Consider the following 22,102-nt stretch of genomic DNA (forward strand, 5'->3'; position numbering starts at 1 on the left):
TCTCTTAGGGTTTAAACATTCCATCTATAAATTACCCTATAAAATGGGATATTCCCTACTAGATGACAGGCATTTAGGAAATAGGTTTACATTGAAAAAGGAGGCTATAAGAGGAAAAAAGCCGCTGTTCAAGCGGGGCTTTAACAAGCTCCGGCTCAAACAGCGGCTTCTTGATTATACAATGGCATGAACGCCAAGTTTACGGTCAATCATATTCTTAATGTCTTTCACCAGCTGCACCGAAGCTTCAATCTCGACTTTACGCGTCGACACGCTTTCGATACTGCAGCCAATCGGGATGCCCTTCTCGATGCCGAACTCAAACAGCTCTTCGAAGATTTTGAGCGACAGCGCAACCGACTTGTCCAAAATATCGGTGGACTTGATCAGGTCGTTCTCCAGCCACTTCGGAATGCTGATGCCCAGCCATTTCATGAACTCGAGCGTTTTCTGCGAACCGCATGGCGCTAAATTGAACAGAATCGGAACGGTCTCAATGCCCTGCTCTTGGCAATAATAGTAGTAGTCGGACAGCATATTCTTCGATGCTTCCACATTAAAGGTCGCCTGCGAAATAAAGAACTTGCATCCGCCGTCTACCTTATCCCTGATGCGGAGATGCTCGTCGTTTTTCTTCATATGGCGCTCGGGAATAACGACACCGCCCAGCGTTAAGCGATCGTTCAGCTTTTTGCTAAGCTCGTAGGCTTCCGGCAGCTTCATCGTAGTCTGCTGCTTGCTCGAGGAAGTACCAACAAAGACCGAGAACCGGTCCTCTTCGGCATCCTGCTTCAGCCATTCCGCGAAGCTTTCTTCCGAGTTGTTGCCAACTACGCGGTAAATAATTTTGGGAACCTTCCAGTAGTTCAAGTAGTTCTTACTGTAGGAGGTTGGATCGAGCGCTTCAAGGTACGGGAAAGGTCTCTCCTCATCCGTCCGGTCCGCTTCATCCTGAACGTCGTACAGGATCAGGCCGTCAATATCGAGATTTTTCAGCCGCTCGTATTGCTTTTCCGATATTTCGGCCAGCTTCTCCGGGGTATGGCTTGATTTGGGCGGAGTCATGCCGTAAGTAATAATGCCCGCCTGTCTGTTCAAAATTTTATCCTTAAGCATCGTTCTTCATCCTTAACGTCCATAGTAGTAGTGGAATAATTTCTAGAGTACTTCTACATCCCGCGCTAAATTCCTTCTTATACAGTCGGATTTGTAACATTTGCTTGCTGATCCGGAATTCGGGCCATCAACCGTTCAATGGTTCCGTCAAAAGGAAACTGCCGCTCCGCGACACGGGCCTGCAGCCCGGCCAGCTCTTCCCTGACCTGCTTCATCAGCTGCTCCGAATATCCGAACTTAATCGCATTGTCGGCAAATTCGTCCTCATCTATAACCATCCATTCGCCGCCGCGCTGGACAAGGTCCAGATCATAATCAACAAAGGATATTTCGCTGCCATTAATAATAGCAGGCTGATTAATATTGCAGTAATATTCATTAATCCGGCCGTCTACAACGGCGGCGCTGACGGTAAACCAATGCTTGCTCGAGAAAAACTCGATCGACCAGTTGTTTACGGTAAATACGGATTTTTTCGTATGATGCTGAAGCTTCCTGCCGTAACGGCCAAGGACAAACACGTAGCCGTCCCCTTCCTCCAGCAGCTCGGTGTTCCATTCGTAATGCAGGAGATCACCGTGTTTTAACGCTTTTATTTGAACCGAATGATTCACGGAGCCGTCTTCCCTTCAACAATCGTTAGGTTAAGAAAGTATATCATACTTTCCGCCTATTCGTCGTTACTCATCGGCTTCCTCATATTGCCCGGTCACCTGCATTTTTCCGTTAATAAGCTCGTTGATGGTAACCTGCCACAGTACTTGATCGTCATCGAATTTGTGTATCAGGCTTAGGACAACTACAGGCGAGCCCTCAATATAACGATAGTAAACATCCGAATACTCGGCAGCATTATCCCGATTAAAACAATGAATGGTTTGCGTGAATGAATCAAACTCCGTAGCCGTTATTTCCTCCAGTTCCTTATTGAGCTCTAACAATGATGACTTCGGATTCCACAACCAATACAAATAAGGCGTATTTGGCCCTGCTGGAATCAACGATTGAATCCGAAGATCCAAGAAGCCGTCAAAATTCATGTCTTCGACCTCTGCTCCGAGATTCATACCATCCCAAGTATCGGTTGCCTCTAGCGGAATCGATTGAACTAAGCGGTCCCCGTCGTACAGCTCTATTTTATTGGCATGATAAGATTGGTCTTCAATGTGCTCCCCTTCGGCACGGCCGTATATCTTCAGCAAATATTCCGGCATGTCCGGATGAATGCGGATATACTGATAGCGTATAACGGCTTGGGGATCTGCGGCAAAAGAATCATCGATCTCGCGATCGGAAAAATAATCAATAACAGCCCGGCCTCCAAAACCGTTTTTATTACGAATTTCACCTATCTGAAAATAAACCATCTGCGTTCCGGTACCTTTATAACCGTCTACAAAATTTAATTCCATGCCGTATTGTCGAAGCGGATCTTGTTTAACCGTCTTGGCGGTGATGATAACCTCCTCACCCGTCCTGCGAAACCAGCCGATCAGCTTTTTCTGCTGTTCGAATACGGTATCGCTGCCGGATATTCTCCGAATGTCCGTTAAATCCAGCGTACGGATGGCTTTCTCGAGAATCGCCGGATAGTTGTCAAAGAGCATCTCCGCATAATAGCCGTCCCTTTTTACAGCACCGCTCCTCTGCTCCATATCCTTGTCGTAAGTCGTCCATTCTTCAAGCCCGCTGAGCTTAAGCTTGCCGTCCGCCTGCTTTGCGGTATAAAGCCAATTAAAGTCCTGCACTCTTGCCCCTTTGTCTGGGTAATGAATCATTACTTTCTCGGTCACCTCGATCTGAATTTCATTTTCTTTGTCCGTATAGCCATAGATCGTAGAGGAAATCAGACTTTCTGTGATTTGACGCGAATACAGATCCGCAACAAGCTTGCTCTGCGCTTCGTAGAGACTGCTGCCCGGAGCCAGATAGGGCTCCACCTCGGAGAATGTATTTGTATCGATTGCCTGAACCAGCTTCTGCTGATAGTGATGAATCAAACTGTTGATTTGATCAAACGTAGAATCCGGCGGTTCTTCCTTAAATGCTATAGGCTCGGCCGTATGTTCAGCTGCTGCCGGGGATACCGGCGCCGGCATTGATGTGGTCTCCGCGTTCGCCTGATTGGAAGGATGGCTTTGGCAGCTTGCAAGCAACACGCTTATTGCAATAGCCGCTGCAAGTACTTTTGACCTCACTAGAAAACAACTCCTATTCCTTAATCCTGCTCTTCATACTACCATATAAAACCAAAAAAACAGCCCCCCGTCTTAGACGAGGAGCTGTCTTATAAAGTTACTTTACATAAAATCTACGTACTCGAGCAGTCGCTTCAGCATCACGGTTGCTTCCGCGCGGGTCGCTTTGCTGCCTGGAGCAAAATTGCCGCCCGTCTTGCCTTCGATAATCTTCGCTTCAACCGCTTGCGCGACTGCCTGCTTCGCCCAAGCTTCGATAGAAGCTTTATCCTTGAAGGCGTTCAGCTGCGAGGCAGCGCCGGCTGGCTGTTTGCCTGCAAAAGCGAGGGCACGGGAGATCATAACCGCCATCTCTTCGCGGGTAATCGAAGCATTCGGCTTGAAGCTATTGCCATCGTAGCCTTTTACAATACCCGCTTTCACCGCTGCGCCTACCGCACCCGCGAACCAATTTTTGCTACTTACATCCTTGAAGGATGCCGCTGCTTGATCTTCGGAGATACCAAGAGCACGGACGACCATAGCTGCAAATTCAGCACGACTGACAACGGCATTAGGAGCAAACTTCGTATTGCTGGTGCCTTTGACAATGAGCTTGGAGGCCATCAGCTCGATATCCGTTTTCGCCCAATGTTTGCTCAGGTCGCTGAAGGTCTTGCTCAGCTGCACAACTCCATAAATACTGTTGCCGTTGCGTTGAATGGTTACAATCGTATGCCCGTTTACTTTCTTAAAGGTTGCCGGTACGAATGTAAACGTGCTAGTCGCCTCGTTATACATCACGGCTGTGGAATGCGAAGCATCCAAAGTCTGATTGATGTCGAGCGTACGGGATACGTACGTCTTGCCGAAATCATGAATTTCTTTTGTATTGCCGTTGGCTTGAAGGATGACGCTGAACTCAACCGGAGTACCAATCAGCTTAACGCCGGCTTTGGCTGCCTTGTCCTTCATCGTGCCCAACAATGTACTGTCCGCTTGATTAATCTTGATTACGATCGTAGCGTCAGTGCCGATTGTCATTGGCAGGTTAAGAGCGCGAATGGGCAGATCATAGCTTGCGTTACCCATGATAACCGAAATCGTCAGATTCGGAGCTTGCTTAAGCGCGTCCAGCAGCACTCGTGCCGGCAGCTCCGCGCTTACGGCTTGCTTGGAATCGGCTTTAATGGTTACCGTCTGGCCTTTTTGACCCGCAATCATTTTGATCGCTTCGTTCAACGACTTAGCCGATACGGTTAACGTTTGACCGGCTGTTGTGCCGTCAATGCTGACTCCGTTGTCTGTTTGCTCCGGCTTCTTCCCACCGTTACCGGATCCTCCAGGCACTTCCACAGGCGGCGGGGTTGTACCGGTATCGCCATTGGAGCCTGTGTTAAAGCTCCAAATGTCGGACAACGTCTTGCCGGAGAAAGCATCCTCGGCTGCCGCATACCATTGGTATTTGGTATTCGCCTTCAGACCGCTCCATTTCACGGATGCCTGCTCTCCGCTTGTTACCTGATCTACCTTGCCGATCGGCTGATCGGAGTAGACGTTAACGCCCATGTAGTCGGTTGAAACCTCTTTTACTTGCGGCTTTAAATCCACATCAAGCGTAAACTCTTCTTGTTTAGTCGCATCGCTTGGATCGTAGAAGTTATAGTCGTCCATGTACGGCGAGTACGTTTTTACGTACATCTTGCTATTCGCGATATCGAACTGCAGCAGCTTGATATAGCCTTGACCGCCTTCCGGACCTCCTTGGTAGTCGGACAGCATTTGATAAACCTTGCGGTCTGTCTTGCCGTCGCCATTGTCATCCAATTCGCTTACAAGAAGCTTGGAGTCATGGTAATGGCCGGAAAGGACGGCAAATACGTTTTTGTTCTTTTGTACGACTTCTTCAAAAATCTTATCCGCAATCGGAGCCCGGTTGCCGGATACAAGCAGGAATTCATGGAAATTCAGAATCGCTTTGCGGTCCGGGTATTTCGCCAGCACCTCATTCATCCAGTCGATATCCGAATCGCGGATCCCCCAGCCCATGTATACCATAATAAAATCATTGCCGTTCGAGGATACAAGGTCATAGTGACCGCGGTTGTTATCCAGGGAACCGCCGTAAGTCGGCTGATCCTTGAACCGGTCTTCCCCGAAGTAGTTCCAATAGTAATCGTAAGCGCCAAGCTGATGGTCAACGTCATGGTTACCGGCAAGCACGCCATAAGGAACGTTGGCGTCCTCCAGAACTTTCATGTCGGCGGAAGCACGCTTCCATTGAATTTCTTGATCCGCATCGTCGACAATATCGCCGGTATGGATCACGTATTTGATTTTGTTCTTCTCTTTATTGTCGGCAATCCAATTTACGACATCCTCGTAAATGTGCGGATAGCTTTCCGAGTAATACTGCGTATCGGACATCCAGGCAAACGAGAAATCATAGTTTTCCTGCGATACCGGTAGCTCGTCCTGCACCATAACCTGAAGCGTATGATTATCCGCGTATTCGCCTGCTGTAACCCATGCGCCAAGCGTAAAGTCTTCCGCACCGGCTACTTTGTAATCTACGCTAGTCCATTGCTGTTTGGACGGGCTCCATACATACATGCTGACTTTACGGCCTTCGAGCGATTTACCTTTCCAGCTCAGTTCAATCTTATCCGTATCCTTCACGGAAGGATCAAGCTGTACCTGGAAGCGCTGATAAGGGAACTGATCCGTGGAATCATCGGTCAAATATTTACCGTCAGCGGCGCTGATCAACGCATAATCTTCCGCGCTCATCGCTTTCTCGCCGGCAGGAGCTACTTCCTTCGGAGGCTCGACATCCGCTGCATTGCGGAAGCCCTGGAAGCCGTCCTTATTGGCCCCGTCATACTTAAAGCCGCGATAGAAGGAAACATCCATCTTGTCATTTGTAGGATCCTTAACCTTGACAGCCAGAACCGGATTGCTGCCTGTACCGGAAGCGCCATTAGCAGGAGATACCAGCTCCGGCTTAAGCGGATTCTCATCCGGCACGGAGAATTTAATTTCCTTAACGGCTACGTTGCCCACTTTATCGGTTGCTTGAACCTTGAATACATGCTCTCCGCCCGTAAAATCCTTGGATGCCGTTGCATACGGGATGGTGATTGGCGTCTCGTCGAGCCACACTTGCACTTTGTCCACGCCGGACAACGCATCATTAGCGGTAGCGTCAATAGTGAAGGCGCCGCGGTATTCTTTTCCGTCTTGAATCGTTGTTGTAACGGCTGGCGCGGTATTATCCACTGTCACAACCGCAGCCTTTTCTCCGTACTCGGAATGGCTTACTTTTACGGTATGATCGCCGTCCGTCAGCTTTGTTGTATCCAGAGCGTAAGCCTTCGATGCAAGCAGCTCGTCCGGAATAACAAAGTTGAAGTCCATAACCGGGAACTTACCGGCACTGTCGCCCATCGGGATAACGGTATCCCGGTTTTTGTAACGCTCGTCGAAAATTTCAGTTCCGTCCGCGAATACAAGTCTTACATTACGAACGGTAAAATCATCCTTGTTCTCTTCCGGGCGGTCATCAAACGGCGATGCCTTCGTACCCGCGCGGATGGAGATAACGTTACTTCCGCCCTTCAGGCGTTCCGCCGCGATTGGCACCGTCAGCGTTGTATAGGTGTTGATCGGATCCAGGAAGATCGACAGAATTTCGTCTCCCATCGTAACGCCGTTCTTAAAATAGTAGTTAACGCCATTCGCTTCGAAAGCGAAGTACGCATCCTGCTCAACCGCGCTGTACGTTCCTTCCGTCGCTTCGTTCTGATCAATGGACAAATGAAGCTCGGAAGCCGGCGCATTCTCCGCCGTTGCCTTCAGAACCTTCGTTCCGGCAAGGAAATCGCCGTCCTTCACGTTAAGACGCAGATCCGAATGATCCGTATTGCCGGTCACGCTCGTACGGTACTTCTCCGATGTTACTTCGTTCTGGCCGTCCGAGATAACGTAATAGTACTCGATGTAATCACGGCCGATAAGCTCCGGCGAGTAGATCGTGTAGTGATACAGCGTATCGTCGAAGCTTTCCGCCAGGTAACGCTTTGTATATTGCGTATCCAGGTTGCTCTTGTAATAGAGAGCTACGGATTTAACCTTATTCTCGTCTTTTGCTTCCGCAACGATCGAGAGGTTTTTCGATTTGTCGATTTCCGGCGTATTCGTCAGATCCTTATAAGTAGGGCTTGTTGTATCAACCGGTGTCTTAACCGTAATGATTGGCACCTGAACCGGAGCTACGGTACCTGGCGTTGCCGCTTCCGTACCGGCGCTGTATTTGATCATCTGCGTGCTGCCGGCCTGCGAATATTTATAGAAAATCCCTTTGTTCGCAACAGTCTCTGCGTCCGTATCGTAATAAACGGCCGAAATTTCCGTCTTCGTATTCGTCGCGATAACGATGCCGCGTCCGCCGCCGTTAGCCATACCGTCGCTGTACATCTTGACGATATCCGTGCCTTCCGTGAGGTTCGTGCCGTAGTTAGCGTTGAAATCGGCAACGGTTTTTTCCTTGTTCTGGCTGTTGATGACCCAGAATACCAGCGTCTTTTTCGAAGGAATAAGCAGGTCCTCCGAATCGGTCGGCCAGACCACGTCGGCATCCGGACCAGAAGCGGTGTAACGGTATTGAATTTTGTAATCTTTAAAGTTAACGGTTTTATCCGTATTGTTATAAATCTCAACAAACTCGTAGCCGTCAGCCGTGCCTACGTTTGTGGAGTCCGGAACAATCTCCGTCACCATCAGAGGAGGAAGCTTCGAGAAATCCACGTTGCCAAGCTCAATCGTTACCGTGTAAGTATTCGATTTGACCGTATCGATTCCGTCGTTCGCTTGAATATAGTATTGCAGCTGGGAATCGGTAAAAGCTTCCTTCGGAATGTTCGCCGAGAACACGTTGTTCTCTCCCGCCGTCATCGGCAAGGACGCGTAATCCGCTGCATCGCCTACTTTGTAGAACAACGATGCTGTTACGGTGTCGCTGTCCGGGTCAGCAATGTTTGCTTGCACCGTCAGATCATTATCGATGCTGCCCGAAGCAGGTGCCGTATGCTCGATAACCGGCAGCTTATTAACGGCAGGAGCCGGCTGCTCCGGAAGCAATGCCGCTTCTACCGTGCCAGGAGTGGCAGCAGTAACGCCCGCGCTGAACAGCTTCATCTGATTCGAGCCGTCAACCGGATATTGATAGAAAATCCCTTTGTCCGCTACCGTCTGCGCATCGTTCTCGTAGAACGCTTCGGCCATTTCCTTGCCGGTCTTCGACCCGATAACGATTTTGCGCTGGCCGCCGTTAGCCATACCGCCGCCGCCATCGATGCGGAACAGATTCGTATTCTCCACAAGAGCTGTATGATAGTTGGCGTTGAAATCATCCGCTTTCAGCTCATTGTTGACGCCGTTCATTACCCAGAACACTACATTGCCAAGCGGAGGAATAACAGCCGTGCTTGGAAGCTCCCATGCAGCGTCCGCTGTCGCGGAGTTCGTGTAACGATAGATCAGCTTATATTCGCTCATCGAGATTGGACGGGTCGTATTGTTGTACACCTCTACGAACTCATAAGCATCGGAGCTGACTCCCGTCACGTTGGTGCTGTCCGGTACAAGCTCCGTAATAAGCAGAGGAGGCACTTTCGAGTAGTCGAAGTTATGCTGCTCGATGGCAACCGTATAAGTGGACGATTTTACATGGTTAACCGCGTCCGCAGCTTCAATATAGTACTGCAGCTCGGTTCCCGTAAGAGAAGCCATCGGAATAACCGCGGAAAAATCCGAGCCTCCCGTATTGGTCATCGGTACCGAGGTAAACGCAACGTCGGACGAGTTCTTGTAAAAGACCGCCGCCGTAGCCGTATCATCGGCATCCGTAATTTGCGCCGTAATAGTAAGATCTTGTTCACTGCTTCCTTCCGTCACCGGCGTATGGGTAATGACCGGAGCCTGGTTAACCGGGCCTTCGGGGAATTGGTAGTGAACCGTCGGAATTTGTCCCTGTGCCAACGCGCCTGGAGTTGGGGCAGACTTTACTGCAAATTTGTCGGTTTGCACGCCGCCTGCTGCTGGCAGCATGTAGTGGTCGCCGAGACCGGCGCCAACATCGGTGGAGGCGGTATAGCTGGAACTCGAAATTTCGGTTCCTTGGCTGTTTTTAATGACAACCCCACGGTCAGCCGTATTAGAGAAGCCATTGAAGCCCGTAACCTGGACGATCTGGCTGTCCGTCAAGCTTACGCCGTATTTAGCATTAAAATCGGTGAGAACAAAGTTTTTGGGATTGTACCAGAACACCATAACCTGCTCTGGATCCAACGTTTTCTCGCCAAAGCTGAACGTTGCATCCGGAGAAGCCGTTGGGTCCGGATAACGGTATAGGAAGGTATAATCGTTCAAACGAATGGTTTTGTTCGAGTTATTGTATACTTCGAAAAACTCGTAATCATCCGTACCCGCTACGTCGGGATGAATTTCGGAGACAAACAGCTCCGGTACGGTATTTTCGTCTGCAGCCGCAACAACGCCTACAGAGGATAACAAGCCCATCATCATGCTTGCCAGTAGAACGCTAGAGATCCATTTCTTGTATCTCTTGCTTAACATAATAGGAAACACTTCCTTCTGATTAGTATGTAGCTTGTTACATCGTGAAGTCTGAGATCAGGCGTTCGATCAGCCAATAAAGTCCCATCAAACCAACCACCGAGGAGGTCACATACGTCCACCACATCTGACGGTTGCTTGTGCTTGCGATCAGCTTCCGGATCAACCAAAGGATTGGAATGACGATCGCCAGTACAACAAGCTGGCCAATCTCAACGCCAAGATTGAAGGAGAAGAGAGGCAGGGCAATGTTGCCCGACATCGTTCCGTGCAAAATCTCCGCAAAGCCAAAGCCATGCACCATCCCGAACATCACCGTGACGACAATCTGCTTGCCCTTCAGCTGCGGGAATCTTTTGCGGAACATCGTCTCAAAAGCTACGAACACGATACTCAGCGCAATAAGAGGTTCCACGATAAGCGGCGACAACGACGCCAGATCCATCGCGGATAAGACCAACGTGATGCTATGTCCAACCGTAAAGGCCGAGACCAGCTTCAGCATCGTCCAGCCGCTTGTACCTGAGGCAAGGATTAACCCGCAGAGGAACAGCATATGATCGGCACCCGACCAGATATGCTCCATCCCCATCGTCACGTAATCTTTCAGCATGCTTGTCCACGAGGATGATGTGTTTAATGGCTTTGAACCGGCATCGCCTTGAGCCGCCGCGCCCGTATCGGAGCTTGCCGCATCCGTTCCATGGTAGCCTTCCATCTGCAAAATGTTATTCGAGCTGTTAATCACTTGCACGATGGATTGCTTCCCCATCCGGATCGTTGCATAGCTGCGGTGGTCGGGGTTCGTACCGTCATAAAAGTTATATTGAACCATGTACCGGTCGACAGGCTCGCCAAAATCATAGTTGATGTCGATCTCGATCATCGGCACTTTTGCTTTTTCCGTCTGTTTGGCGGCGAGTACAACTCCCGTACCAACCTTGTTATTGCCCGTAACGATAAGCCTGTCGTGAACGAGTGCCGTAAGCTCATCATTTTCACTGGACAGCTCGTCTTCGGAAAGCCTGCCGTCACCGTTGCCGTCAAGCTGCGGCATAGCTTCGAGCAGCTCCCTCTCCAGCAAGAACAAGTTGTACTCCAGGCTCTTGTCCTTAACGGTAATATCCGAGAACCCCGTCGAGCTGAAATGTGCCTCGGCCGTTCCGCCCATTACGGTCAAAAGCACCCATAAAGCGGCCAGTACTACCCCAGCTTTTTTGTGTAGTTTCACCTGTGTCTCCTTTCTCCCTATTGCTTGGCTTCCTGCTTCTCTCTATCTATCGAATGCGGACATACTTAGCGATTATAGTTTTGAAGTGTTTGAAGAACGTAAATGATACTTAAAGAAATTATTGAGATTGAGGAAAATAGTAGAAAAGAACCCCCGCAGGCTGGCATCCAGCCTTGCGGGGGTTCCCTTACGCGATCGAAGAGCTTAATAGATCGCGCACATTGGTATAGTTCATCTGATGCGCGGCGGCGACGGCTTCATGGGTGACGAAGCCGTCCATGGCATTTACGCCGCGCCGGATCGGCTCGCTGCCGGCAAGCGTATCGCGGACGCCGCGGTCGGCCAGCGCCAGCATATACGGCAGCGTGGCGTTCGTTAGTGCCGCCGTTGCCGTATAAGGCACCGCGCCCGGCATATTGGCGACGGCGTAATGAAGGACGCCAAATCGCTCGAATACCGGATCGGCATGCGTCGTAATCCGATCGATGGTCTCCACGCTGCCGCCCTGATCGATGGCGACATCCACGATAACTGAGCCAGGCGGCATGGCACGCACCATGTCCTCCGTCACAAGCTTTGGAGCACGGGCACCCGGAATAAGTACGGCTCCAATCACGAGATCCGATTCAGCCACTGCCTCGGCGATTTGCCGGGAATGCGAGGCGAGTGTCTGCACTCTACCGCCGAACCGATCCTCCAGCGCCCGCAGCCTATCGGCATCGCGGTCAATAATGGATACGTCGGCGCCAAGACCAAGCGCGATTTGCGCAGCGCCTGTCCCAACTACGCCTCCGCCGATAATGGTCACGCGGCCTTTCCGCACGCCGGGAACACCGCCTAGCAAAATTCCTCTGCCACCATGTACCTTCTCCAGAAATTGTGCTCCGACTTGGGCCGCCATCCTTCCGGCAATATCGCTCATCGGGGTGAGCAGCGGCAGCTGGCCGTTTGCGAGTTGAACGGTCTCGTAAGCGATCGCGGTCACCTTATGATGCACCAAAGCCTCAGTCAGCTCCCGCTCCGCAGCCAGATGCAAATACGTAAACAACACCAGCCCTTCACGGAATTGCCGGTACTCTTCCTTCAGCGGCTCCTTCACCTTCACGACCATATCCCTTGACCAAGCTTCATCCGCAGTCGCTACAACTATGGCTCCAGCCGCTAGATACTGTTCATCCGGGAATCCGGAGGATGCTCCCGCTTCCGTCTCCACAAACACGCGATGTCCATGCTTTACTAATTCAAAAACGCCGCCGGGCGTTAGAGCAACGCGATGCTCCGAGCTTTTTCTCTCTTTTGGAACGCCAATTTCCATATACGCTCCCTCCCTTTTCCCCTGTCCACCTGCCACTATGCGTTACGTTGCCTGCGAATTCTATCCTCTTGTATAATGGGGAGAAAAAACTAGATTCAGATTCCCCCACTATTCCACGTTAGGGCGGTGAATGTCCATGGTTGAAACGTTGATGCAGCTAACCGTTAGAGACATCCTGCAGCGCCCGCTGTTTCAGAAGGCGGAGACGATCGCAAGCGAAGAAGCGCTGAATCGCACCGTACGATGGGTCCACATTATGGAAGTTACCCAGATTGGCAAGCTTCTAAGCGGCAATGAGCTGATTCTCTCCACCGGCATCGGCTGGCATGACGACGAGGAGCTAAGCCTATCGTTCCTCCGGCAGCTTATCGATTCCGGAGCCTCCGGCCTCTGTATCGAGCTGGGCACCTACACCAAAAAGCCATCCGATGCCATGATCGAGCTGGCTAAACGCGAGAACTTTCCTCTCCTTTTTTTCCACGAGGAGGTTCGTTATATCGACATTACCCAAGATCTTCACGCCTACTTCATCCATCAGCATCACCGCATGGTCTATGAGCTTGAAGCACTCTCCACCAAGCTGAACCAGCTGCTGCTCTCCGGCAAAGGCATTATGCCGCTGCTTAAGCTTCTCCACCACACGACCGGCACCCAAGTCGCTTTTTTTCCGCTAAATGCCGAAGCCGAGTTCGTTCCGCATATGCCCAAAGCCAAGGCAGACAGCTTCTACGAGCAATGGATTTACGGCGAAATGTTTGCCACTCCTGACCTGAAGCGCGGACTTGCGCACCGGCCGATTCTTGCCCTTGACCATCTGTTTGCCGATTTGCTGCTGCAGTCGGAGCAGGAGCTTAGCGAATTTCAGATTCTAGCTCTCGACCGCTGCGCTACCGCTATCGCCCAAGAAATGATGCGTACCAAATATATGGAGGAGAGACGTCGCTACAAAGATGAAATGTGGGTGACGGATTGGCTGAGCGGCAAGCATGCCGAGAAGGAAGTCCGGGAGTATATCAGCTCGATTAAGCCCGCCGCCAAGCTGTACGGCTTAACCGTTTGCGTATTCCGCTTGAACCTGAAGATGGCGGAATGGAAGGAAGGCGAGGAGCTGCTCATTCAGAAAAACATGGTCGCCCGCGCCATCTTCGAAGGCGAAGGCTACTTCCTTCTCCCCGCTATTTTGCATGATCATATCGTCTTTGTTCTAATTGATCAGATGAAGCAGCTCAAGTGGAAGGACCGCCTCCTCCGCGCCATTGACCGTCTAAGAAAAACCGAGCACAACCCGGATTCAGCCCTATTCGCCGGAACGTTGGGCATCGGCAAATATATGACCGATTTGTCCCGCGCCAAGGAAAGCTACGAGTCCGCACGGGAGACGGTTGCAATCCAGACGGATATCGGACCGCTAAGCTCGCCTTTTTTCAATGACCTGCACACGTACCGGATCATCTCGGGTCTCAAAAAGACCGGAATGCTGCCCGCCCTCATCGAGGAATATATCGGCCCGCTGGCGCGGTACGATCAGGAGAAAAACGGGCAGCTGCTCAAGACGCTGAAGGTGTTCCTCTCTCTGTCCGGCTCCAAGCAGGATACGGCCAAAGAGCTGTTTATCGTTAGGCAGACGCTATATCACCGGCTCGAGAAAATAGCATCGCTGCTAGGCGAAGACTACCTGGTTGCAGACAAAAGGCTTGCTATTGAGCTTGCATTAAATGGTTACGAATACACCTACGGAGCGATCCAGTAGTTCGTCATTACCCCGCATCGTTCCATCCGGAGGAAGCCAGCTGCTTCACCACCAGGTTGGACATATATTTCCGGGCATCCGCGGAGAGCAGCTGCAGCACCGCGCTCTCCCCGCCGGGATGGACAAGCTCAATCGTTGCACCGCTCAAATTCTCCACTACGCTATGAATTCTGAACTGCCTGCCGATATAAGCATCCAGCTTTTGTTTCTCTTCCAAAAACTCCCGGTAAGCGGACATAAGTAAGCACCTCCGTTGAATGGTCTTCCCGCCTGCATCCTTATCCCTGCTTACAGCTGTTCAACTTGTTCCTTGGCGCCTGCATTTGCCTGCTTGTATGTCGCGCGCTTCAGGAATTCCCCCGTGCCCGCTTCCCCTACAAAAGCTTGATTCCGAATGACAAACTCGCCTCGCGACAATACGCTTTCCGGCACGCCGCTCACGCGAAGCCCTTCAAACGGGTTGTAATCGACATTCATATGATGAGTCTCCGCCGAGATCGTTCTTTCCGCTGTTGGGTCAAAAATAACGATATCCGCGTCGCTGCCAACGGCAATCGTCCCTTTGCGCGGGAATAAGCCAAACAGCTTCGCGTTGCGGGTCGAGACAATCTCTACGAATTGGTTAAGGGTCAGCCTGCCCTTGGCAACTCCCTCCGAGTACAGGATCGAGAACCGATCCTCAATGACCGGACCCCCGTTCGGAATTTTGCTGAAATCGCCCTTCCCCAAATCCTTCTGCCCCTTGAAGTTGAAGGAGCACTGATCAGAGCCTAGCGTCTGCAAGGAACCCGTAATAAGCGCATTCCAGAGCACCTCTTGATGGCTCTTCTCGCGGAGAGGCGGAGACCAGACGTACTTGGCCCCTTCAAAATCCGGCAGCGCGAGGTACGACTGATCGAGCACCAAATATTGCGGGCAGGTCTCGCCCCACACGTCTACGCCGCGGGTTCTCGCCTCGCTAATCGCCTTCACCGCTTCCGCGCAGGTAACATGCACAACAAACAGCCTAGCACCCGTAAGCTCGGCAAGAGCTGCCGCTCGTGCCGTTGCTTCGCCTTCGATAGCAGACGGACGTGTGAGCGCATGGTAGATCGGGTCCGTATTCCCTTCGGCAAGCGCCTTCTCCACCAAAAATTCGATGACATCGCCGTTCTCGGCATGCACCATCACCATGGCGCCAAGCTCCTTGGCCGATAACATGGTCCGGTACAACGTGCCGTCGTCGGCCTGAAACACGTTTTTGTACGCCATAAACACCTTAAACGAAGTGATTCCTTCGTCCTTCACGATGGAAGGCAGCTCCGCCAGCACGGCGTCATTGATCTCGCTGATCATCAGATGGAAGCTGTAATCGATAACGGCTTTACCAGCCGCTTTAGCATGCCATTTCTTAAGCGACTCGCTTAACGGCTTTCCCTTGTCCGTCAGGCAAAAATCGATAACCGTTGTGGTCCCGCCAAAGGCCGCGGCTCTTGTTCCCGTCTGGAAATCATCGGCCGTCACCGTCCCGCCAAACGGCATATCCAGATGGGTATGCGGGTCTACGCCGCCAGGAAACACGTATTTCCCGGTGGCATCAACGATCTCGGCACCCTCAGCCGAAAGGCTATGGCCAATCTGCTTGATAACGCCGTCCTCGATCAGAACATCCGCCCGATACGTATCCGCAGCGGTTACGATTGTACCGTTACGTATGATTTTCGCAGCCATCCTTATACCGCCTCCTTGCTCGCGCCGCCTGGCGCTGGATTGGAATCGCCAACTGAAGCTACCGCCTTCTGGCGTTCATTCCAGGACATCGGCAGCTCGCCGGAAGGAATCTCCACCATGGAGATGGCGCCTTCCACCGGACAAACGATCGAACAAAGATTGCAGCCTACGCAATCCTCTTCCCGCACTTTCAAATAAGCACGGCCGTCGTCCGTTGTCAGGCGCTCAATGCATTGATGCGACGTATCCTCGCAGGCAATATGGCATTTGTTGCAGACAATGCAATTCTCCTCGTGAATCCGGGCAACGACCTGATAGTTCAGATCAAGATCGCCCCAATCCGAGTAACGGGAAACGGATTTGCCAATCAGCTCGTTAACGGAGGATAGGCCTTTGTCGTCCAGATAGTTGTTCAAGCCGTCGATCATATCCTCCACGATGCTGAAGCCGTGATGCATGGCCGCTGTACACACCTGCACCCCGGTTGCTCCCATAAGCATAAACTCGACCGCATCGCGCCAATTGGAGACGCCTCCAATTCCGGAGATGGGTACGTTCACCTGAGCGTTGCGCGCGCACTCCGCCACCATATTTAGAGCGATCGGTTTTACCGCCGGTCCGCAATACCCGCCATGAGCGCCTTTGCCGCCAACATGAGGGATTGTGTTCCAGGTGTCCAGATCCACGCCAGCCAATGAGTTAATCGTATTAATCAGCGAGATCGCATCCGCACCGCCGCGAACGGCCGCTCTGGCGGTAGCCGTAATATCCGTAATATTAGGGGTCAGCTTCACGATGACCGGTGTTTTCGCCGCTTCCTTCGCCCACATCGTTTGCGCTTCAACGAGATCCGGCTGCTGGCCGGAGGCCGAGCCCATGCCGCGCTCCGCCATGCCATGCGGACAGCCGAAGTTCAGCTCCAGCCCGTCGACGCCAACTGCCTCGACTTTTTTGACAATCTCATGCCACTTCTCCCGCTTCGGCTCCACCATGAGGGACACCACAACGGCATGATTCGGAAACCTTTTCTTTGTCTCGTAAATCTCCTTCAGATTCACTTCAAGCGGCCGGTCCGTAATCAGCTCGATATTGTTAAAGCCCGCCACGCGCTGTCCGTTAAAATGCACGGCCGCAAACCTTGACGACGTATTGATAATCGGATCGCCAAGCGTCTTCCATACCGCTCCGCCCCAGCCCGCCTCGAAAGCCCGCTGCACCTGGTAGCCCGTATTCGTAGGCGGCGCCGACGCTAACCAGAACGGATTCGGCGAGGATATGCCCGCCAGATTGATACGCAAATCAGCCATCGTTTTCCCCTCCTCCAAAGATCGTTACGCCGTTTCCTCCTGCTCCTTCACCAGCTGCCGATAGATGGCATACGCCGCTTTCTTGCCCTGCTGCGCCGCCGATACAACCATCGCTTCCCCTTGCCCGTCGCCAAAAATAACATCGCCAGCCGCATACACCTGCGGATCGGAGGTTTGGAACGTAACCGGATCAATCGCTACGATTCCGCGTTTATGCGATAGACCAAGCTGCTCGACCAGTCCGATATGGCGCGTTTGACCAATGGCCAGAACAACCGCATCCACATCCATAAAAAACTCCGAGCTTTCCACCGGCACCGGCCGGATCTGGCCAGCGCTCTCTTCCAGCTTCATCAACGTGCATTCAAGCGCCGTTACATTACCCGCGGAATCCCCAATAATCCGCTTTGGCGCGGTCAGCCATTTGAACATAACGCCATCCTGCTTCGCAAAGTCGAACTCAAAATCGTAGGCCGTCATCTCCGCGGAAGTCCGCCGGTAGACTATCGTCACCTCGTCCGCTCCAAGCCGAACAGAGCAGGTCGCCGCGTCGATAGCGGTATTGCCGGCACCGATAACGGCAACCTTTTTGCCCGCAATATCCGTCCGGATGGACGTTTTCGTGGATTCTACGAACTCGATCGCGTCATAGACGCCCCGGAGACCTTCGCCCTCGATGCCGAGCTTCGGCACCTTGGACATGCCGATAGCGAGGACAATCGCATCATACTGCTGCTTTATTTCCTCGACGCTTATATCGATGCCAACCTTCACGCCCGTACGGATCTCAACGCCAAGCTGCCGGACCTGCTCGACTTCCCACAGCGAGATTTCCTGCGGCAGCCGGAACGAGACAATGCCATACGTATCAAGGCCGCCTGCCTGCTCCTTCGCTTCGAACACCGTGACCGCAAAGCCGAACCGGGCCAGCTCCCTGGCCGCCGACAAGCCTGCGGGACCACCTCCGATAACGGCGGCTTTTTTCCCGTTGCTGCTTCCTGCCTTGAAGAAAACCTGCTCATTGTGGATTGCCCAATCGGTCGCATAACGCTGCAGATCCCCGATCATAATCGGCTTGGACGAATGATTAAGCACGCAGGCCCCTTCGCATAGCTCCTCAGTCGGGCAAACCCGCGAACAGCTTGCGCCTACCGGATTCGCCTCCATAATGGTGCGGGCGGAGCCTTTCATGTTGCCGGAGGCGATCTTTTTGATAAAGGACGGAATGTTGATGCCTGTCGGACAAGCCTGGATACACGGGGCATCATAGCAGTACAGGCAGCGGTTCGACTCCTCGATCGCTTCCTTGGGCTTCATTCCGGCTTTCACCTCGGCAAAATTGCGCCGCAAAGATTCCGCGGATATAAACGTTGCAGCCATCCGTTCATCCCCCTTTCCACTTAGCACTTATTATAGGTTTATGATGCTGTCGTACGTTTCCGGCCTGCGATCCCGATAAAACTGCCAAATATTTCGCACCTCGCGAATCAGCTCTTTGTCCATCACGCCAATCACAACCTCATCCTGATCCCGGCTGCCAATGGCAACGATCGAGCCTCGCGGATCCGCCAAATACGACTGACCGTAGAACTCACCCATATTCCAAGGCGTCTCATATCCGACCCGATTGATAGCCGCCACGTAATAGCCGTTCGCCACCGCATGTGCCGGCTGTTCCAGCTTCCACAGGTATTCCGAAGTGCCCGCTACCGTCGCAGACGGATTAAACACAATCTCTGCCCCGTTCAGGCCAAGCGCGCGAGCCCCTTCCGGGAAATGCCGGTCATAGCAGATGTATACGCCAACCTTCGCGTAAGCCGTATCGAATACCGGATAACCCAGATTGCCCGGCTTAAAATAATACTTCTCCCAAAAGCCGCAGCCCCCGTCGCCTGCCGCCACATGCGGAATATGATGCTTGCGGTATTTGCCGAGGTAAGCACCGTCCGCATCTATGACCGCTGCGGTATTATAGTAGCTCGCAATGCCCTCGCGCTCGTAAATCGGAAGAATAATAACGACGCCTAGCTCCCGGGCGAGCTCCCGGAACAGCCGTGTAGTTGGCCCGTTCGGAATTTCCTCCGCGGCGCCATACCATTTAGTTACCTGCTCCGCGCAGAAATACGGTCCGTAGAAGATCTCCTGCAGCGAGATAATTTTAGCGCCTTTGGCAGCGGCTTCGCGTACAAGACGGATATGCTTCTCAATCGCTGCCTTTTTATGCGCCTCTACCGGTTCATCGCCATGTACGTCATGGGATGCCTGAATTAATCCGATCGTTACTTTACTCATCGCTTCTCCTCCCGATTTCGGTTCCGCTTGCTATACGTACCGCCGACCGGTACAGCAGCTCCGCTCCCAGCGCGATATCCTCCGGAGACGAATACTCCTTGGGGTTATGGCTGATGCCGTCCTTGCACCGGACAAAAATCATGCTGTAATCCGTCACGTAAGACATCGTCAGCGAATCATGGAACGGCCCGCTCATCAGCTCGGGCAGCTTCATCCCCATGCCGGACGCTTCCTTCCGCAAGATGTTCTTCATCCATTCCGCGCAATACCGCGGCTCGCTGTTCGTATCCTCCCGGATCAGATACTGCAGGTCATGCTCATCGCAGATGTCCTGAATGGCTTCCAGAAGCTGCTGCTCACGCTCATTCCGGCGGGAAAGAACGATATCCCGGAGGTCAACCGTAAACGTCACCTTCTCCGGGATGATGTTGCGGGAGTCCGGGAACACCGACAGCGAGCCTACCGTCCCCACTGTTGAGGCCCCGTCTTCCAGACGGGCGAGGTCGTTAAGAGCGACGATCACCTTGGCCGCGCCAACCAGCGCGTCCCTCCTCATCGGCATGGGCACCGAGCCCGCATGTCCGGCAAAGCCGTTCAGCTCAACCGTCCACCAGAGCGGACCGGAAATACCGGTTACAATGCCAATTGGCGAATCCAGCGATTCAAGCACCGGCCCCTGTTCAATATGAAGCTCCAGGAAAGCGCCAATCCTACCCGCCTCAAACGTATATCCTTCAAACTCTGCCGGGTTGCAGCCGAATTCCAGCAGAGCTTCCCGGCGAGTTACGCCATTCTTGTCCTTCCGGTCGAGCTCCCCTTCCTCGAGCTTGCCCGTCATGCCGCGGACGCCAAATAACCCTTTGTTGAAGCGGCAGCCCTCTTCATCGCAAAAGGCAACCACCTCAATGTCCATTTCGGGTCTGAAGCCTTTTTCAGCCATCGTCTGGACCGCTTCAATCGCTCCTAGAACGCCGATAGCCCCATCATACCGACCGCCGTAGGGCTGGGAATCGACATGGGAGCCAAGCATAAGGACCGGAAGCTCCGGATGTTTTCCTCTGAATACGCCTATCAGATTGCCAAAAGGATCTATTCTTGCGCTCATTCCCGCTTCTTCCATCCAGCATTTCACTTGCTCTACGCCCGCTCTATCTTCCTTCGACAAAGCCAGCCGGCATACGCCGGTCTCCCCAATCCTTCCGATCTGCGCCAGCTCCTCGATATGCCGGTTCAGCCGTTCCGCATTAATCGTAGCGTTGAGCTCCACACTCATGTCCCGATCCCTCCCGCCTTGTCTCCGATGACATATAAGTATGTACGAGATTTGAATTTATACGGCTAGTCAGAGAGCCGCCCTCAGGCGAGGGCAGCCGTTTGAACGAAATTACCCCTGCATATCCCAATCCCGGCAGCCGCTTCCACTGGAACTTCGATGCCTACCGCAGTTTTCTCGAGCTTAAGATCCCTTAGGGACCTTAAGCTTCCCCCATCTCGCTAGCTTTTTTCCGCGTCCGCCAGAATCGTCTTGTCTATGGCTTTGCTCAAATCCGGCGCCGCCTTGATTAATCCGTATTTGAGCGAAATATCTACCGTCCGCTGTACGGCATCATCAACGAACGAGCCGACCTGAGCATCCGTGAACCCTTCCGGCTTCACAAGCTTCGCCATCTCCATCAGCATGGTGGACTGATGCTCCTTCGTTGTGCTGCCCTCCGTGACAGCCTTCATGACGATATCGACCGCCTCTCCCTGATTGGCAATGGCGTAGTTCCAGCCCTTCATCGTGGCGCGGATGGCCTTCACCGCGGTATCCCGGTTATTTTTCAGCCAATCCTCCTTCACCACCAGCGTATCCTCGAGCATCCCGACACCCGCATCCTCAAAGTCGTATACATACAGATCCTCCGGCTTCACGCCGCTCTCCAGCACGACATGGTACTCGTTATAGATGGTAGAGATCGCTACATCCAGCTGCTTGTTGAAAAACTGGTCCATCGTAAAGCCCTGCTTCACCAGCTCGACATCCTTCTGCGGATCAAGGCCGTTCTTCTCCATAAAAGCAAGCACCTGGAACTGCTGGCTTCCCGTCCACATGCCTACCTTCTTGCCTTTCATCTTCGCTGGGGAATCAATACCGGAAGCCTTGTCGGCAACAAACCTGTACGAGCTCTTTTGCAAAATCTGCGCCACAGAGACAAGCGGCAATCCGTTGTCCCGGTTCACCAACAAGCTGTCGAAGCTTGTTACGCCGATATCCGCCGCGCCGTTCACCACCTGCTGCTCGATAACGACATCCGGCCCGCCGGGCACAATTTCGACATCCAGCCCTTCCTGCTCGTAGAAGCCTTTTTCCTTGGCGACAAAAATCCCCGCGAACTGGGCTTGAGGCACCCATTTCAGCTGAATCTTCACCTTCTTCAGAGGTTCGCTTGACTTGCCTTCGTTCGCCGAGGATTCCGATGGACTGTTATTGCCGCAGGCGGCGACCATAAGCAGCGCCATTGCCATCGTCAGCGAGGTTACGGCCTTCATGACCCGGTTTCTCCTTTTCATCTACCCCATCCTCTC

Annotated in this window: 14 protein-coding genes; 1 reads left to right on the top strand and 13 read right to left on the bottom strand. The window is 52.6% G+C overall.

The window, feature by feature from the left end; all coding sequences use genetic code 11:
* Positions 1–174: 174 nt before the first annotated feature.
* The 6 genes from ACR9FF_RS22925 to ald all read right to left on the bottom strand — a co-directional run bounded on the left by ACR9FF_RS22925 (position 175) and on the right by ald (position 12,475).
* A complete protein-coding gene (locus tag ACR9FF_RS22925; protein WP_015846231.1) occupies positions 175–1,116 on the bottom strand; it encodes a methylenetetrahydrofolate reductase in 942 nt (313 codons plus the stop codon).
* 77 nt (positions 1,117–1,193) lie between these two features.
* On the bottom strand, positions 1,194–1,730 hold the full coding sequence (locus ACR9FF_RS22930; protein ID WP_127492934.1) for a DUF402 domain-containing protein: 537 nt from the start codon (positions 1,728–1,730) through the stop codon (positions 1,194–1,196).
* 66 nt (positions 1,731–1,796) lie between these two features.
* Positions 1,797–3,314, bottom strand: coding sequence for an XAC2610-related protein (locus ACR9FF_RS22935; RefSeq protein WP_435165174.1), 1,518 nt, complete (start codon positions 3,312–3,314; stop codon positions 1,797–1,799).
* Between the two features lie 102 nt (positions 3,315–3,416).
* The gene (locus ACR9FF_RS22940; protein WP_435165177.1) at positions 3,417–9,929 is read right to left on the bottom strand and encodes an S-layer homology domain-containing protein; all 6,513 of its coding nucleotides are present in this window, start codon (positions 9,927–9,929) and stop codon (positions 3,417–3,419) included.
* Positions 9,930–9,966: 37 nt separating this feature from the next.
* The gene (locus ACR9FF_RS22945; RefSeq protein ID WP_435165180.1) at positions 9,967–11,160 is read right to left on the bottom strand and encodes a HupE/UreJ family protein; all 1,194 of its coding nucleotides are present in this window, start codon (positions 11,158–11,160) and stop codon (positions 9,967–9,969) included.
* 187 nt (positions 11,161–11,347) lie between these two features.
* A complete protein-coding gene (gene ald, locus ACR9FF_RS22950) occupies positions 11,348–12,475 on the bottom strand; it encodes an alanine dehydrogenase (RefSeq protein WP_435165183.1) in 1,128 nt (375 codons plus the stop codon).
* Between the two features lie 136 nt (positions 12,476–12,611).
* On the opposite strand from ald, the gene ACR9FF_RS22955 reads away from it, so the two are divergent.
* Positions 12,612–14,225, top strand: a complete 1,614-nt coding sequence (locus ACR9FF_RS22955) for a PucR family transcriptional regulator (RefSeq protein WP_435165186.1) — start codon at positions 12,612–12,614, stop codon at positions 14,223–14,225.
* 7 nt (positions 14,226–14,232) lie between these two features.
* Here the strand turns inward: ACR9FF_RS22955 and ACR9FF_RS22960 are convergent, their stop codons facing one another.
* From ACR9FF_RS22960 to ACR9FF_RS22990, 7 genes are all read right to left on the bottom strand, one after another.
* Positions 14,233–14,463, bottom strand: coding sequence for a hypothetical protein (locus ACR9FF_RS22960; RefSeq protein ID WP_127492944.1), 231 nt, complete (start codon positions 14,461–14,463; stop codon positions 14,233–14,235).
* A 50-nt stretch (positions 14,464–14,513) separates the two neighbouring features.
* Complete coding sequence (gene hydA, locus ACR9FF_RS22965; RefSeq protein WP_435165190.1) at positions 14,514–15,935, bottom strand: dihydropyrimidinase; 1,422 nt, start codon at positions 15,933–15,935, stop codon at positions 14,514–14,516.
* Positions 15,936–15,937: 2 nt separating this feature from the next.
* Complete coding sequence (gene preA / locus ACR9FF_RS22970) at positions 15,938–17,242, bottom strand: NAD-dependent dihydropyrimidine dehydrogenase subunit PreA (protein WP_127492948.1); 1,305 nt, start codon at positions 17,240–17,242, stop codon at positions 15,938–15,940.
* A gap of 24 nt (positions 17,243–17,266) precedes the next feature.
* On the bottom strand, positions 17,267–18,622 hold the full coding sequence (locus ACR9FF_RS22975) for an NAD(P)-dependent oxidoreductase (protein WP_435165194.1): 1,356 nt from the start codon (positions 18,620–18,622) through the stop codon (positions 17,267–17,269).
* 30 nt (positions 18,623–18,652) lie between these two features.
* Entirely contained in the window at positions 18,653–19,534 is an 882-nt protein-coding gene (locus ACR9FF_RS22980; protein WP_127492952.1) for a nitrilase-related carbon-nitrogen hydrolase, read from the bottom strand.
* Complete coding sequence (locus ACR9FF_RS22985) at positions 19,527–20,807, bottom strand: M20 family metallo-hydrolase (RefSeq protein ID WP_317980822.1); 1,281 nt, start codon at positions 20,805–20,807, stop codon at positions 19,527–19,529. The genes ACR9FF_RS22980 and ACR9FF_RS22985 overlap by 8 nt, the downstream gene beginning before the upstream one ends.
* Positions 20,808–21,028: 221 nt before the next feature.
* The gene (locus tag ACR9FF_RS22990; RefSeq protein WP_435165197.1) at positions 21,029–22,087 is read right to left on the bottom strand and encodes an ABC transporter substrate-binding protein; all 1,059 of its coding nucleotides are present in this window, start codon (positions 22,085–22,087) and stop codon (positions 21,029–21,031) included.
* Positions 22,088–22,102 lie beyond the last annotated feature (15 nt).

This window comes from Paenibacillus glycanilyticus (assembly GCF_051200795.1).
In the GTDB taxonomy this organism is placed as follows: Bacteria; Bacillota; Bacilli; order Paenibacillales; family Paenibacillaceae; genus Pristimantibacillus; species Pristimantibacillus glycanilyticus.